The sequence below is a fragment of the Methylobacterium sp. HMF5984 genome, assembly GCF_045033435.1.
GTDB lineage: Bacteria > Pseudomonadota > Alphaproteobacteria > Rhizobiales > Beijerinckiaceae > Methylobacterium.
Genome location: NZ_JBJFLN010000001.1, coordinates 569,479 through 583,998, shown reverse-complemented (window position 1 = coordinate 583,998; position 14,520 = coordinate 569,479). Strand labels below are relative to the sequence as shown.

Sequence of the window (14,520 nt, the reverse complement as noted above, 5' to 3'; positions counted from 1 at the left end):
TCTTCCCGTGTGCGGCATGGCCTTCCAGCTTCGGGAGCTTTCAAAGCTCACCGGTCAGGAACTGCGCGCGTCCGTGTCCGAACGACCAGTCGTCATCGGTGTTGCTGATCATCGATACGACCACGTCGGTGGGCGGTATCCCGCATTTCTCCTGCAACCGCTCGCAGAGGAGCCGGTAGAAAGCTTCCTTCATCTCGCGGCTTCGGGGTCGTGTCGTCACCTGCAGGACCACGCGCTTGTCCGTCCGCGGGATGCCCAGGCCAGTGTCCTCGACAACCAGGTGTGCCGGTGGATGCTCATGCACGATCTGGTAACGGTCGCCGGGAGGCACCTGGAAGGCCTCCAGCATCGCATCGTGGGCGGCATCGAGCAGCGTCTGCATCTCGGCCGGGCTGCGGCCCTGGACCAGGTCAAAGCGTAGCAAGGGCATGGGTCACCTCGTGAATCGAGTGGAAGTCAGGCGGCGATGAAGGCGCGGGAGACCGATGCGAGCTGCGCCTCGGCCTCCGCGGCCAGGCGCTCGACGAGCGCACCCGCCGGGGGCAGGTCCCGGATCAGGCCTATCGCCTCGCCGACGGTCACGTTCGAGACGTCGTGGTCACCGCTCCGGTCGGCGGCCTCGACCTTCTCGCGCTCCTCGGCCGCAAGGCCGCGCAACTCGTCCTCGCGGCCGTGCCAGGTCTCGATGAACCGGTTGCGCATCAGGCGTCCGGTGTACTCGACCGGCCAGGCGCGACCCCGGACGATATCGTAGACCGACGTCCGCACGGTCTCGTCGCCGGTGGCGGCGAGGACGCGATCCTTGGCGGAGGGATGGATCAGGGCTTCCTGCGTGGCCCAGAACCGGCTGCCCAGCAGTGCGCCGTCCGCACCGAGCATCAGCGCCGCGGCGATGCCGCGCCCATCGGCGATGCCACCGGCCGCGAGGACGAGGACCTCCGGGCGCTCGCTTGCCACAAGGTCCACCACGCTCGGGACGAGGGTGATGGTGCCACGGGTGGTCAGGCCGTGACCGCCGGCATCGGTGCCCTGGGCCACCAGGACGGAGGCGCCGGCGTCGAGCGCGCGACGGGCATGTTCCAGGCTATGCACCTGGCAGATCATCGGTACGCCGGCCGCCCGGATCTTCTCCGCGAACGGGGTCGGATCTGCGAAGGACAGCATCATCGCCGCCGGCTCGTGCGCCAGCGCCATGTCCAACAGAACCGGATCCTTCGCCATCGACCAGGTGATGAACCCGCAGCCGACGCGCTGATTGCCCGCCTTGGCGAACTCGCTCTCAAGTATCTCGCGGTTGCCGTAGCCGCAGCCGATGAGCCCGAGGCCGCCGGCGGCGCTGACGGCCGCGGCCAAGGCGCCGCCCGAAGCCGGGTCCATGGGTGCGAGAACGATGGGATGACGGATCCCGAACGCCTCGGTCAGACGGGTTCGCAGTGCCATGATTGTCCCCGGCGCCCGTCGGTCCCTGGTGCCGATTCGGTGCTGGGAAAAATCATGTAGCCGAGCCATGATTTCAGGAATAATGATTCCTTCTGATGGCACCCATCTTGGATCGAGATGTCATGAATAGTGCAGACCTGATGTTTTTTGCGGCTGTCGCCGAAGCCGGCGGGATCGGGCGGGCGGCAGCGGTACTGAATACGGTCCAGTCAAACGTCACGGGGCGCATACGGGCGCTGGAGCAGGCCCTTCACACACCCCTGTTCTATCGCGGCACGCGGGGCGTCACGCTGACCCGAGCCGGCGAGCGGCTGCTTCCCTATGCAACGCAGGTGGCGCGCTTGCTGGCCGATGCCGAGCAGGCCGTCCTGTCCGACGAGACGCCGCGCGGATCGCTGCGCCTGGGTTCGATGGAAACCACCGCCGCGCTTCGGCTGCCGCGCCTGTTGACGACCTATACCGGCAAGTATCCCGAGGTGGACATCGAACTGGAACTCGGCCCGACCAAATCGCTGATTTCCGCGGTCTTGGATCGGAAGGTTGAGGCCGCGTTCGTTTCCGGGCCGATCAGCCAGGACGACCTGACCGCCGTCCCGGTGCTGGAGGAGGAACTCGTGCTTGTCGCAGGCGCGAAGTTTCGCACACACGACGAGGTCGTCGCCATGCTGGCGAGCAAGCAGGAAGCGCGGGTGCTGGTGTTCAAGACCGGCTGCTCCTACCGACTGCGGCTGGAGACGTTCCTCGGAACTCACGGTCTGGTGCACGTTCGACGGATGGAGTTCGGCACCCTCGACGGGATCATCGGCTGCGTCGAGGCCGGCATGGGTATATCGCTGCTGCCACGGGTCGTCGCCGAACCGATGCAGCGGAGCGGGCGGGTTTCGATCCATGCGCTTCCGGACGGGGCGGGCTTCGCACAGACGCTGATCGTCTATCGCCGGGATAGCTTGCTGACCGCCGCGTTCGAACGTTTCCTCGACTGCACCTACGAGATCTTCGATCTTCTGCCCAAGGAAGGCTTCGATCTCGTGATGGCAGGCAACGGCCTTCAGGGCGTCGCATAGTTCGAGGCGTCCCTGGGCAGGAAGCGTCCACGCTCCTCGCGCACGCGTCGCATGATGAATTCCCGGCAGGCCGAGACGCGGCGGACCTCATGGCTATCGGGGTGGGACAGCAACCAATAGGTTCGTTCGAACACGATGTGTGGAAGCACGCGGACGAGGTCCGGGCAGTCGGACGCGGCGAAGTCGTGGAGGATGCCGATTCCGGCTCCGGCGCGTACCGCCTCCAGCTGACCGACGGCACCGGCGCATCGAAATACGCTCCGCGTCTTGCCTTGCAGGAAGGTCATGTAGTCGAGGGCGGATGCGTAAGCGTAGTCGTCCACGCCGATGACCGCGGCATGCCCGGCTAGATCCTCCTCGCTCTCCACATGCCCCGCATGCTGGAGATAGGCCTGCCCCGCATAGAGTCCCAGCGTGTAGTCCGTGAGCTTCGAGAGGATAAGGCGCCCGTGCGCCGGCCGGTCGAGACCGATGGCAAGATCGGCTTCACGTCTTGAGAGCGAGAACGAGCGGGGCAGCGGGACGAGCTCGATGACGAGGTTTGCATACCGCGTCGCCAACAGGCCGAGCTCGCGCGCCAGGAACAGGTTGCCGAGGCCGTCCGGCACGCCAATGCGAACGGTCCCGCTCGGTTCGGCTTCCATCGCGCTCAGACGTGCAGCCGCGGCAACGATCTCCGCCTCGACGCGTTCGGCCGTCGGTACCAGGTTTTCGCCGGCGTCGGTCAGCGCGGAACCGTTGGGTCGGCGGTGAAACAGGGGGGCCCCCAGCGCAGCCTCCAAGGATTCGATGCGGCGCGCCACGGTGGCGTGGTTGAGGCCGAGCTTGCGGCTGGCTTCAAGCATCTGCCCATGTCGGGCGACGGCGAGGAAGACCTGCAGGTGGTCCCAATTCATGGGCATCCATTCGTGCACATCGGTTTGGCGGGAACGCCTGTTGAACAGCAAAAATCGAAGGACGAGAAGGGGCGAGCCAAACAGGCGACGACATGCATTGCCGGTACCGGGAGGAAACCATGGCCCAGGTCAGATCCATCGAGCACTTCGTCGGCGGCGCCCGCGTGCCTGGCCGTTCCGGACGCACCGCTCCGGTCTTCAACCCCGCGACCGGCGAGCAGACCGGCGCCGTCGCGCTCGCAAGCCGTGACGAGGTGGACGCCGCCGTGGCCAGCGCACGCGCCGCCTTCCCGCGCTGGGCCGCCACGACGCCATTGCGCCGCGCCCGCATCCTCAACAAGTTCCTCGGCATCCTGCAGGACCGCATCGGCGAGATGGCCGCGGTCATCACCGCCGAGCATGGAAAGGTGCTCTCCGACGCCGCCGGGGAAATCCAGCGGGGAATCGAGGTGGTCGAATTCGCGACCTCCGCTCCGCAGCTTCTCAAGGGCGAGGTCACCGAGAACGTCGGTACCCGCGTCGACAGCCATTCCCTGCGCCAGCCGCTGGGCGTCGTCGCCGGCATCACGCCGTTCAACTTCCCGGCCATGGTGCCGATGTGGATGTTCCCGGTGGCGTTGGCCTGCGGCAACTGCTTCATCCTGAAGCCCTCCGAGCGCGACCCCTCGACGGCCCTGTTGATGGCCGAGTGGCTCAAGCAAGCCGGGCTGCCCGACGGGGTGTTCCAGGTCGTGCAGGGGGACAAGGAGGCGGTTGACGCGCTCCTCCACAACCCCGACGTCGGCGCCGTGAGCTTCGTCGGCTCGACCCCGATTGCCCGCTACATCTACGCCACGGCGACCGCCAACGGTAAGCGGGCCCAGTGCCTCGGCGGCGCCAAGAACCACATGATCGTCATGCCGGACGCCGACATGGACCAGGCGGTCGACGCGCTGATGGGCGCCGCCTACGGCTCGGCCGGCGAGCGCTGCATGGCCATCTCGGTTGTCGTTCCGGTGGGCGAGAAGACCGCCGACACGCTGGTCGCCAAGCTGATCCCGAAGATCCGCGCGCTGAAGGTCGGCCCGGGCACCGACGCGGAGGCCGAGATGGGCCCCCTCGTCACGAAGCAGCATCGCGACAAGGTGCGGGGCTACATCGACCAGGGAGTGACCGAGGGTGCCGAACTCCTGGTGGACGGCCGCGACCTCAAGCTCCAGGGCTACGAGGACGGCTACTTCATCGGCGGGTCGCTGTTCGACCGGGTCACCCCCGACATGACGATCTACAAGGAGGAGATCTTCGGTCCCGTGCTCGCCGTCACGCGGGTGCCCGACTACGCCACCGCGGCCAAGCTCATCAACGAGCACGAGTTCGGCAACGGCACCGCGATCTTCACCCGCGACGGCGACGCCGCGCGCGAGTTCGCCCACCAGATCGAGGTCGGCATGGTGGGCATCAACGTGCCGATCCCGGTGCCGATGGCGTTCCACTCCTTCGGCGGCTGGAAGGCCTCCCTCTTCGGCGACCACCACATGCACGGCCCCGAGGGTGTGCGCTTCTACACCCGCCTCAAGACCATCACGACCCGCTGGCCTACCGGAATCCGCGCGGGCGCCGATTTCGTCATGCCGACGATGCAGTAATCCGCTTAGTTGCCGATCCGCGGTTTTAGCAAAACTCACAGCACCCTGGTCAACCGTACAGGGTGTTATGCCGCATCATGCTTCAAAGATTGCCAACAATCCCATGAAAATGATCGGAGCCATAGCCTTGAGTGTTCTGCTGTCTTCCTTGCCGGCGCAAAGCCTGCCGTACACGACGGCCACAACGGTCTACAAGACGGCCGAAGTTGAAGGTGTGAAGCTGTTCTATCGCGAAGCGGGTCCGAAGGATGCGCCGACGATTGTGCTCCTGCACGGTTATCCCTCCTCGTCGCGGATGTGGGAGAGCCTGATCCCACTCCTGGCCGACAAGTATCATCTGATCGCACCGGATTATCCGGGATTTGGGCAGAGTGAGGCACCCACCCCGGACCGTTATCGCTACACGTTCGAACATCTCGCCGAGACCACGGCGCAACTGCTGAACCAGTTGGGTCTTACACGGTACACGTTGTTCATGCAGGACTACGGCGGCCCGATTGGCTTCCGCATGGCAATGGCGGCACCCGAAAAGGTGCAGGCGATCATCATTCAGAACGCGAATGCCTATCGTGAGGGGCTGGGCCCCAAGTGGTCGAATATCGCCAGATTCTGGGAAGATCCGGCCGCCCATCCCGAACAGATCGACGCCTTCGTCGGGTATCAAGGAACCAAGCAGAGGCATCTCGGCAACAGCCCAAATCCGGAGCGGTACAATCCGGACGCGTGGGACGATGAGTTTGCGTGGCTCTCCCGCCCCGGTCAACGTGAGATCCAGGCGGCGCTCCTCTACGACTACCGGACCAACGTGGCCTCCTATCCCCTATGGCAAGCCTGGCTGCGGGAACACCAACCGGCCATGTTGGTCATGTGGGGCCGGTACGACCCGTCGTTCATCGTGCCGGGCGCCGAAGGCTACAAGCGCGATGTACCGGATACCAACGTGCATATCCTGGATGCCGGACATTTTGCGCTCGACGAGAAGACCGAAGACGTCGCGCAGTTGGCGCGGACATTCATGGCCAGACTGACGCAGCCCGGGGACGACCCCAAGGGCGTTCGCGGGGCGAGGTAGCATCCCCCGGGAATCGTGGGCCGAGTGATATGCCGGCCATGGCTGGGTCCGGCCCCGATCCCGACGTCATGGTCGAGCCGCCCCGTTCCAATGGGAGCCGGCTCGCCCGTCCGACATTTCATTCACGCGATGCCGGTCGGCGCACGCCTTGAGTTCGCGACCGCATGGGTGTGACCGGTCGGGATCCACCCCACGACCGGTAAGGCCCGACCGCCTACGCCCGGAAACGACGGGCGTCGTGCCATAGCCACACCGCGCTAAGCAGCAGCAGCACGGTGGCCCAGGCGCCGACGAGGCCCAGCGCGTCCAGGCCGGCCCATTGCCGGGTCCCGATCATCCAGATCAATACCGGTCCGCCGATCTGACCGGCGGCGAAGGCCGCCGTCAGCCTTGCCAGCAAGGGGGTCGGGTTGTCTGGCCGCTCCTCGCGCGCGAGTTGCAGGCCCGCCATGCTGATCACCATGAACGTTCCGCCCACGAGGACCGCCGACGCGGCGATGGCCCAGAGGGACGGCGCGATCAGCGGCAGGGCGGTTCCGAGGGCCAGGGTCCCCTGTGCCACCGCCCAGAGCCGCTTGCGTGACCACGTCGGCAGCCAGCGTGCCACCGCCGCCACGGACAGCGCTGCGGCCAGGCCGAACAGCGGCCACATCAACCCGAACACCAGCGGGTCGGGCGTGAGCGTGCGTGCCATGGCGGGCAGGAAGGTGGCCGGCACGATGTAGCCGAACCCGAAGACACCGTAGCAGAGGGCCAGGGACAGGTGTCCCCCGCGGGCGTTGTTCGCGATGGCCGTCGCCTCGTGTTCCTCGACCGGCGCCGGGGTCACGCCGGGGGCCCGGGAACGCATCCAGACGAACAGGGCACCTGCACCGGCGGCGGCCCCGAGTTCCAGCCACAACCAAGCCGCCGGCTGTCGACCGCCGAGCCAGGACAACATGCCGGCAAGCGCGATTCCGAGGCCGACGCCCGTGTAGATCCAGGCGCCGAGGTGCGAGACCTGCCGCCGGGCCAGTTCCGCCAGACACCAACTGCTGGCGCAGATCAATGCCCAGGCGCTGAACAGGCCGCCCGCCGCCCGCAGCAGGGCGCCGGCGAGCGCCCCCTCCGCACCCACCTGGGCGGTCGCAAGGGTGGTCAGCGCGACGCCGAGGAGGCTCAGGAGCAGCCCGCGGCGCGGATCGGACGAGAACCAGGACGCCGTCAGGGCGCCGATGAAATAACCACCGTAATTGGCGGCCGCCCATTCCGTACCGGCCGCGGCGCTGAGGGTGCCGTCGCGCATCATCAGCGGCATCAACGGCGTGAAGGCGAAACGACCGATGCCCATGGCGACGCCGAGGGCGACAAGGCCGCTGCCGACGACAAACCACGCGGACCGGTCGAGCGCCGGGGATGAAACCGATTGGTTGCTCATGGATCCCTCATCCGGCGGCCCTCGTCATATCTCGACGAGGTCCTGTGGGGTGTCTCGGTCAGCCCGCACTTCGTGCGGCGACGCGATGGGGCTCAGGCGGCCCGTCTCGGTGCCTCGACCAGTTCATCGGCCGGACCGAAGAACTCGAATCGGATACGCTCGACGGGGATGCCTTGGCGCCCGAGCCCGTTCACGAGCGCGGCCAGGAAGGGCTTGGGGCCGCACAGGTAGTAGGTCGCCAGTTCCCGCGGGGTGTTCGCCACCAGCCACTCCGCGGTGACCAGGCCGGGCTCCGCGGAGTGCCTGTCGGCGGGCTCCCGCTCGTCCGGCTCCGCATGGAAGAAGCGGGAATGCAGGTTCGCGTGGCCGTCGGTCAGGGTTCGTACGTGTGCGCCCATGGCGTGGACCCGTCCGTTCAGCGCGCCATGGACGAACCAGGTCGGACGCTCCGGCGAGGTTTCGGCAATCGTCTCCAGCATGCTGATCATGGGGGTAAGCCCGACGCCGCCGCTGACCAGGACCACCGGCCCGTCCGTGCCTCGGTCGAGGAAGAAATCCCCGGCCGGCGGAGCGACCCGGACCGAGGTTCCCGGTCCGGCATGGTCATGCATCCAGTTCGAGACGACGCCGGCGGGCACGCCCGGCGCGGCCTCCCGCTTCACGGTGATGCGATAGGCGTGACCGTTCGGGGCGCAGGATATGGAGTAGTTGCGCTTGAGCACGCCGTGGCCGGGGAGGTCGAACTGGAAGCCCAGATACTGCCCCGGTTCATGACGCAGGACCGGCTTCCCGTCGGACGGGACCAGCACGAGGGAGCAGATCGTCTCGCTCTCCCGGGTGACGCTCTCCACGACGAACTCGCGCAAACCGTTCCAGCCGCCGGGCTTCGTGGCGAGGTCGCGATAGATCGTGGCCTCGCGGCCGATCAGCAGTTCGGCGAGGAACCAATATGCGTCTCCCCAGGCGGCGCAGATCTCGGGCGTGGCTGCCTCGCCGAGCACGTCCCGGATCGCGCCGAGCAGAGCCTCCGCCACGTGGGGGTAATGCTCCGGCAGGATGCTTAGGGCGACGTGCTTCTGCGCGATCCGCTCGACGGCGCCGGCGAGCACGCCGAGGTTGTCGATGTTGCGTGCGTAGGCGAGCACGGCCTGGGCCAGCGCCTTGGGCTGAGACCCGGTCTCGCCGTGATGGGACTGATTGAAGAGGGCACGCATCTCCGCGTCGACGAACAGGCGCTCGTACATGCGCTGGGTGATGGTGAGGCCGTGTCCCTCAAGGGCAGGTACGGTGGCCTTGATCAGGGCAATGGTGGCCGGGGAGAGCGGGATCGACATCTGCATCTCTCATAAGGTATATATGGAATACACCTTATGAACGCCGGATTGAAAAGGTGCAATAGATATATACCTTATGGCTCGACGGGAGCTGCCATGCGTCTGACGCGCTACACCGACTACGCCCTGAGAACCTTGATCTACGTCGGCTTGCATGAGCCGCGGCAAAGCTCGATTGCCGAGATCGCGCGGGCCTACGGCATTTCCGAAAGCCATCTGACGAAGGTGGTGCACCAACTCGGACGGCTTGGACTGATCCGCACGATCCGGGGCCGCGGCGGCGGCATGCGGCTCGCGAAATCCCCGGCGGAGATCGTCGTTGGGGTGGTGGTGCGCCAGACCGAGGAGGACCTCGCGCTGGTCGAGTGCTTCGCAGGCGGCTCCTGCTTGATCACGGCTCCTTGCCGCCTTCGGCGTGCGCTCGGTGAAGCCCTGTTGGCGTTTCTCGCGGTTCTCGACCGCTATACCCTGGCCGATCTGCTGGGTGGAAATGAAGGGATCGAGATTGCCACCCTGCTTGGCCTGCCTTTCCCAATGACAGAGGTGGCACCACATCTTTGCCCTCCTACGAAGCTATGAGCGATATGATCTGAGCTTCATGTTCTGAAAGCAGAGGCGGCGCGCTGCTAGCACCAAATTATGATACGTCATTGCCCCGGGGTGGAATTACAATGAGCGCGGATATGCATCCCGGCGACATATAAATGACTTTAGTGTCCATGAGTGGCGCAACCGGGCGGTGAAAGGCTGTTTCTCGCTGTTGGCCCCAGGCAGAACGCTATCTGAGCCGTAAGCGTCCGGGCCATCGCCAGATCGGTCGGCGCCATGCCGTTTTATTTGAGAACCCGCGGTCTCGAAGTACTTACGTTTGCGGTAAAGGCGAGCGACGTTCAGCTGGAAAACATCAAAGCGGGTGACTGATCCCACGACAAGTCTGTGGATCGCCTTGAGGCGATGATCTGTCGCGCTTCGTGATTCTGTCAGACGTCCGCTTCAGCGAATTGCTTTCCGGAAGCGGACAGGTAAAAATCCACCTAAGCCCGCCATTGAGCGGACCGGCGGATACCGACCCAACGCAGTCGTTCGCGTTCCCCGATGCGGTGTGCAGAAGCGGACATGTGGCGTGACACCTCTGATCCGCTGCCACTGCCTAATATCGGCCTTCCGGTTGGGAATGGCGTCTCATTGAAGCAAGTTTGTCTACCAAGGCCGCTTTCGCTTCGAGCGGTTCTGAGATTATTTCGATGCACGCGGAGCATGCCGGCGATCGTGCGCCATAAGCTACGGACATGACAGCCGGGGGAACAAGTCTGAACCGATGAGCAGCGCATGCCTACGGCAGATGAGGCCTTTTCGAAAACACGGCGACCTCGCTCTCCCTCGTTGTCCCTGGACGCATGTTCGCCGCCGCGTTGCCGGGGAAGGAGCCGCCACCTCTGCCGTATGTAGCTTCCCTTAGGGAGCTACCGGGTAGCGTTGGCCTTGACAGAATGCCTTCTTGACTGATCAGGGGAGGCACGAATGAAGGGCAGTATACATCGGTGGTCTTCGGCTGGTCGGACAACGGGGATTTGGGAGGGCTCGCACCTCGAACGAATGGACCCCAACGCTGCGGTCTTCACTCCCGATATTGTCAAAGCGATGTGCAAAGGGTTCGATCTGGCTTGGACCTCGATGCTCGCTGCAAACCTCGCTTGCGCGGCTGATCGCTTCGCGGCGGAGACACGACGTCAGCTCGCGATTGCGATCGTCGAATCTGCCTGCCGGGGCACATGCGATCGCCATCGGCTGAGCGAAAATGCTCTCAGAAGCTTCTTCCCCCTGGGGCTGCCAGGGCAGGCCGAACAGGATCGGAGCGATCCTAGGTAAGCTTTTGCTGATCGCGACCGACGCAGCCTGACGGCACGATCCCTGCGGCCAGCGCGGTCTGGAGCAGGTTCGTTAGGCTGGCTGCGTTGAGGCGGTTCATGACTTGGGCGCGGTGCAGTTCCACCGTGCGGGGGCTGATACCGAGGTGCTGGCCGATCGTCTTGTTGGTTCCACCGTCGACGAGGCCGACGAGGACTTGGCGTTCTCGAGGCGTCAACCGCGCCAACCGCGCCGCGGCGCTCTCATCGGATGTCGTCGGCCGGGCGTCACTGTGACACTCGGATATCGCGATCAGCAGCGCGGATTGCGGTGCATCCTCATCGCTCAGGCTCACGAAGTCGATGGCGCCAGCCTTCATGGCGGCGACCGCCGAAGCGACATCTGCCGTGGGCGAACCGAGCGCGATGGTCGTCAACGCGATGGAACGCGCCCTGAGTTCCCGCGGGATCGCAAGGCATTCATTCCTCGACTGCCGGACGTCGACAAGTACGCAACCCGGCGTGAGGACCGGGGCCATGTCGAGGAAAGCAGATGCGCTATCGAAGGTTCGGACACGATATTCAAGGCTTCGAACCATGTTTGCGAGCCGTCGCGCCTCACCGATTTTCGTGCTGACGATGTAGAGTTGATGCTCGTCCTGGTTCGACAGATCGGCGGTGATCCCGCCCAATCGATGGACTGTACCGTTCTCGTCCCGGATCGGAAAGCTGGTCTCGCGCAGCCAGCGGATCGCGCCATCCCCGGGACGGATGATCCGGTACTCGAACTGAACCGCCTCACCGGCTCGGACAAGCTCGAGCGACCGTTCGACCTGCTGCCGATCGGCGGGGTGGACATCTTTTATCCATTCACTGAACGCGGTCGGCCCTTCCGCGCACGGCACGCCCCAGATCCGCTCGAAGGCGGCACTTCGATAGACGATTTGTCCCGCTTCCGGATCGCCGATCCAGAGGAGGCTCCGGCTATGCTCCGCGAAGCTGCGGAACTGTGCCTCGCTCTCTCGGACAAACCTTTCGGCACAGCGTTGCGCCGTGACGTCGATCACGGCGCCGATGAATCCGACGGCGCGACCGTCCGCGAAGGTCGTCCGACCGGACGTCGCGACATGCCGGATTTCGCCGCTGTCGCGTCTCATCAGCCGATATTCGATGTTGTAGCACCCGTCCCCGGCCGGATCGACACAGGCCGCGATGGCGTCATGGACCCGCGCGAGTTCCTCCGGGTGGATTCCCGCCTCGAAGACGCCGACGTCGACCGGCGCGTCAGGGGGGACGCCCCACATCTCGCGCACGCGCGCGTCCCAGTTGAGGGCGCCGGTGATCGGGTCCCATGAGTAGATGCCGAGACCGACGAGTTCGGTTGCGGCCCTGAGGCGAGCCTCGCTCCGCCTGAGCTTCTCCTCCATGGCGCGCCGCTCGCTCGTGTCTCGGGAAACGCCAACGACCAACTCGACCGAGCCGTCATCGGCGCGGACGGGCCCCCAGTGGAAGTCGAAGTAGGCGCCGTAGCCCGTCGGGCTCCGGTAATAGACCTCGCCCTCCGTGGTCACGCCCTCATTCAGGACGCGATCGACGTGCCCGTTGAGTTCAGCGGCAAGGTCGGACGGGTAATCGAGGTCAGCGAACGTTCTGCCCAGCATCTCCTCGGCAGGCAGGCCGAACAGGGCCAGCATGGCCGCGTTCGCGTAGGCCAAACGCTTCTAGGGATCGAAGGCGTAGACGAAATCCGGAATCGACGAGAGCGTTGCCTCGAGAAAGCGGGACTGACTGGCCAGTTCCGCCGATGCAGCCTCGATCCGCTTCGCGGCCCGTTTGAGATCATCGACATCCTGGATGACGACGACCGCTTCATTGCTGCCGTCGCGAAGGAAGGGCGCCGCGGCGACACGAAGCCAGCGTTCCAGTCCGTCCTGCTCGATGTGGAGGAAGTCGACTCCCGGCAAGACCGTCTCGCCGCGCAAGGCCCGGTTGCCCGGGTACCGATCGGGCGTGATCGGCCCATCGTCGCCCTCGTACCCGCGCCAGCGATTCATCTGAGTCGGATCGCGCGAGGCCTGCCCGATCAGCCCGACGTAAGGGTGCATGAGCGCGTTGGAAAGAACGAGATGCCCGTGATGATCATAGATGCCGACGCCGAGGGGCAGGGTGTTCAGGATCGATGCAAGCAGGGGGCTTTGATCGCGAAGCGCTCGCTCGACTCCCCCGAGGGCGTAGTCGAGGGTCGCCATCGGCCCAGCTTCTGATCGCGAACGACTCAGCATGACATCCGCCCTCCTAAGTTACAACGGGCTGATGTTCCGCATTTTCTCGGTACCCATGCGTATCGCACGTCTTCTGCTCTCGCGCGATAGGCGAATAGACGATCGGCATCGATGAAAATTTCAGCGCCGGCACGACATCGTCGATGCTGTCGTGCCTGTTCCCCGGGGCACTGCCCGGAGCCGCAACAGGTAGGCCCGGCTCGACCGGGTGAGGCTGCTCCACGAGCCGCGACTCGGGAATCTCCCTAGGGATCCTCCGGATGGCTCGCCGCTCGCGCGACGGAGATGAATCGTCACCGACGCTTCCGAGGAGATCACAATGAGAGCTCTGGTCTGGCACGGCACGCAAGACATTCGCTGCGACTCCGTCCCCGATCCGCGGATCGAGGACGACCGGGACGCGATCATCAAGGTCACGGCCTGCGCGATCTGCGGCTCGGACCTGCACCTCTACGACCACTTCATGCCCGGCATGGAGAAGGGCGACGTCATGGGCCACGAATTCATGGGCGAGGTGGTGGAGACGGGGAAGGGCGTGAACGGCGCCCTCCGGAAGGGCGAGCGGGTGGTGATCCCGTTCACGATCATCTGCGGCCAGTGCGACCAGTGCAAGCGCGGCTTCTTCTCGGTCTGCGAGCGCTCGAACCGCAACAAGCACCTGGCCGAGAAGGCCTTCGGGCACACCACCGCGGGCCTGTTCGGCTACACCCACCTCACCGGCGGCTACCAGGGCGGGCAGGCCGAGTACGTCCGCGTGCCCTTCGCCGACAAGACCCACATCAAGGTGCCGGAGGGGCTCACCGACGAGCAGGTGCTGTTCCTCGGCGACATCTTTCCCACCGGCTGGCAGGCGGCGGTGCAGGCCGACATCCAGCCCACCGACACCGTGGCAATCTGGGGCGCCGGCCCGGTCGGCCAGATGACGATCCGCTCGGCGATCCTGCTGGGCGCCAAGCAGGTGGTGTGCATCGACAGCGTGCCCGAGCGCTTGGAGATGGCCCGGGCCGGCGGCGCCATCACCATCGACCACACGCAGGAGAGCACCGTCGAGCGGCTGAACGAACTCACGGCCGGCAAGGGTCCGGAGAAGTGCATCGACGCCGTCGGCATGGAGGCCCATTCACCGCGCGCGCTCGAACAGGTCTACGACCGCGTCAAGCAGGCGGTGATGCTGGAGAGCGACCGCGCCACGGTCCTGCGCGAGATGATCTACGTCTGCCGTCCCGCCGGCATCCTGTCGATCCCCGGCGTCTATGGCGGCCTCGTCGACAAGATCCCGATGGGTGCCCTGATGAACAAGGGCCTCACCGTCCGCACCGGCCAGACTCACGTGAACCGCTGGACCGACGACCTCGTGAAGCGGATCGCCGACGGGCAGATCGACCCCTCCTTCGTCATCACCCACCGGGCGGGGCTCGAACAGGGACCGGAGATGTACAAGACCTTCCGCGACAAGAAGGACAACTGCATCAAGGTCGTGCTCCGGCCGTGACTGGTGCCGCAGCGCGCTGCGCTGCGGCGGCTCTGCCGCTTCGCCCCCGTG

The 14,520-nt window shown here is 65.5% G+C and carries 12 protein-coding genes; 5 read left to right on the top strand and 7 right to left on the bottom strand.

Annotation, left to right across the window (positions count from 1 at the left end; translation table 11 throughout):
- Positions 1 to 40: 40 nt before the first annotated feature.
- Positions 41 to 430: a tautomerase family protein gene (locus tag ACFZ8E_RS02750; protein ID WP_405041942.1), complete on the bottom strand. Its 390-nt coding sequence runs from the start codon at positions 428 to 430 to the stop codon at positions 41 to 43.
- A 26-nt stretch (positions 431 to 456) separates the two neighbouring features.
- On the bottom strand, positions 457 to 1,440 hold the full coding sequence (locus ACFZ8E_RS02745; protein ID WP_405041941.1) for an NAD(P)H-dependent flavin oxidoreductase: 984 nt from the start codon (positions 1,438 to 1,440) through the stop codon (positions 457 to 459).
- Between the two features lie 95 nt (positions 1,441 to 1,535).
- Here ACFZ8E_RS02745 and ACFZ8E_RS02740 point away from each other — a divergent pair, with 95 nt between their 5' ends.
- The gene (locus ACFZ8E_RS02740; protein WP_405041940.1) at positions 1,536 to 2,504 is read left to right on the top strand and encodes a LysR substrate-binding domain-containing protein; all 969 of its coding nucleotides are present in this window, start codon (positions 1,536 to 1,538) and stop codon (positions 2,502 to 2,504) included.
- Here ACFZ8E_RS02740 and ACFZ8E_RS02735 read toward each other — a convergent pair.
- Positions 2,489 to 3,400 carry a LysR family transcriptional regulator gene (locus ACFZ8E_RS02735; RefSeq protein ID WP_405041939.1) on the bottom strand — a complete coding sequence of 304 codons (912 nt, stop codon included), beginning with the start codon at positions 3,398 to 3,400 and terminating at the stop codon, positions 2,489 to 2,491. The genes ACFZ8E_RS02740 and ACFZ8E_RS02735 overlap by 16 nt on opposite strands.
- Positions 3,401 to 3,519: 119 nt before the next feature.
- Between ACFZ8E_RS02735 and ACFZ8E_RS02730 the strand changes: the two genes are divergently transcribed.
- Positions 3,520 to 5,025, top strand: a complete 1,506-nt coding sequence (locus ACFZ8E_RS02730; RefSeq protein WP_405041938.1) for a CoA-acylating methylmalonate-semialdehyde dehydrogenase — start codon at positions 3,520 to 3,522, stop codon at positions 5,023 to 5,025.
- Between the two features lie 103 nt (positions 5,026 to 5,128).
- Complete coding sequence (locus tag ACFZ8E_RS02725; protein WP_405044313.1) at positions 5,129 to 6,097, top strand: alpha/beta fold hydrolase; 969 nt, start codon at positions 5,129 to 5,131, stop codon at positions 6,095 to 6,097.
- Positions 6,098 to 6,311: 214 nt separating this feature from the next.
- Here the strand turns inward: ACFZ8E_RS02725 and ACFZ8E_RS02720 are convergent, their stop codons facing one another.
- Together ACFZ8E_RS02720 and hmpA are read right to left on the bottom strand one after the other, a co-directional pair.
- Positions 6,312 to 7,514 carry a YbfB/YjiJ family MFS transporter gene (locus ACFZ8E_RS02720; protein ID WP_405041937.1) on the bottom strand — a complete coding sequence of 401 codons (1,203 nt, stop codon included), beginning with the start codon at positions 7,512 to 7,514 and terminating at the stop codon, positions 6,312 to 6,314.
- A gap of 92 nt (positions 7,515 to 7,606) precedes the next feature.
- Positions 7,607 to 8,848: an NO-inducible flavohemoprotein gene (gene hmpA / locus ACFZ8E_RS02715; RefSeq protein ID WP_405041936.1), complete on the bottom strand. Its 1,242-nt coding sequence runs from the start codon at positions 8,846 to 8,848 to the stop codon at positions 7,607 to 7,609.
- Between the two features lie 96 nt (positions 8,849 to 8,944).
- Here hmpA and ACFZ8E_RS02710 point away from each other — a divergent pair, with 96 nt between their 5' ends.
- Complete coding sequence (locus ACFZ8E_RS02710) at positions 8,945 to 9,427, top strand: Rrf2 family transcriptional regulator (RefSeq protein ID WP_405041935.1); 483 nt, start codon at positions 8,945 to 8,947, stop codon at positions 9,425 to 9,427.
- 1,282 nt (positions 9,428 to 10,709) lie between these two features.
- Here the strand turns inward: ACFZ8E_RS02710 and ACFZ8E_RS02705 are convergent.
- Both ACFZ8E_RS02705 and ACFZ8E_RS02700 read right to left on the bottom strand, forming a co-directional pair.
- A complete protein-coding gene (locus tag ACFZ8E_RS02705; protein ID WP_405041934.1) occupies positions 10,710 to 12,410 on the bottom strand; it encodes a PAS domain-containing protein in 1,701 nt (566 codons plus the stop codon).
- Between the two features lie 6 nt (positions 12,411 to 12,416).
- On the bottom strand, positions 12,417 to 12,944 hold the full coding sequence (locus ACFZ8E_RS02700) for a hypothetical protein (protein ID WP_405041933.1): 528 nt from the start codon (positions 12,942 to 12,944) through the stop codon (positions 12,417 to 12,419).
- A 352-nt stretch (positions 12,945 to 13,296) separates the two neighbouring features.
- Here ACFZ8E_RS02700 and ACFZ8E_RS02695 point away from each other — a divergent pair, with 352 nt between their 5' ends.
- Positions 13,297 to 14,469: a zinc-dependent alcohol dehydrogenase gene (locus ACFZ8E_RS02695; RefSeq protein WP_405041932.1), complete on the top strand. Its 1,173-nt coding sequence runs from the start codon at positions 13,297 to 13,299 to the stop codon at positions 14,467 to 14,469.
- The last annotated feature ends 51 nt before the right edge of the window (positions 14,470 to 14,520 follow it).

Coding starts and splice junctions, on each gene's coding strand:
- ACFZ8E_RS02710 (WP_405041935.1), top strand. CDS start 8,945: ATGCGTCTGACGCGCTACACCGACTACGCCCTGAGAACCTTGATCTAC.
- ACFZ8E_RS02725 (WP_405044313.1), top strand. CDS start 5,129: ATGAAAATGATCGGAGCCATAGCCTTGAGTGTTCTGCTGTCTTCCTTG.
- ACFZ8E_RS02720 (WP_405041937.1), bottom strand. CDS start 7,514: ATGAGCAACCAATCGGTTTCATCCCCGGCGCTCGACCGGTCCGCGTGG.
- ACFZ8E_RS02735 (WP_405041939.1), bottom strand. CDS start 3,400: ATGAATTGGGACCACCTGCAGGTCTTCCTCGCCGTCGCCCGACATGGG.
- ACFZ8E_RS02750 (WP_405041942.1), bottom strand. CDS start 430: ATGCCCTTGCTACGCTTTGACCTGGTCCAGGGCCGCAGCCCGGCCGAG.
- hmpA (WP_405041936.1), bottom strand. CDS start 8,848: ATGTCGATCCCGCTCTCCCCGGCCACCATTGCCCTGATCAAGGCCACC.
- ACFZ8E_RS02730 (WP_405041938.1), top strand. CDS start 3,520: ATGGCCCAGGTCAGATCCATCGAGCACTTCGTCGGCGGCGCCCGCGTG.
- ACFZ8E_RS02740 (WP_405041940.1), top strand. CDS start 1,536: ATGGCACCCATCTTGGATCGAGATGTCATGAATAGTGCAGACCTGATG.
- ACFZ8E_RS02700 (WP_405041933.1), bottom strand. CDS start 12,944: ATGGCGACCCTCGACTACGCCCTCGGGGGAGTCGAGCGAGCGCTTCGC.
- ACFZ8E_RS02745 (WP_405041941.1), bottom strand. CDS start 1,440: ATGGCACTGCGAACCCGTCTGACCGAGGCGTTCGGGATCCGTCATCCC.
- ACFZ8E_RS02695 (WP_405041932.1), top strand. CDS start 13,297: ATGAGAGCTCTGGTCTGGCACGGCACGCAAGACATTCGCTGCGACTCC.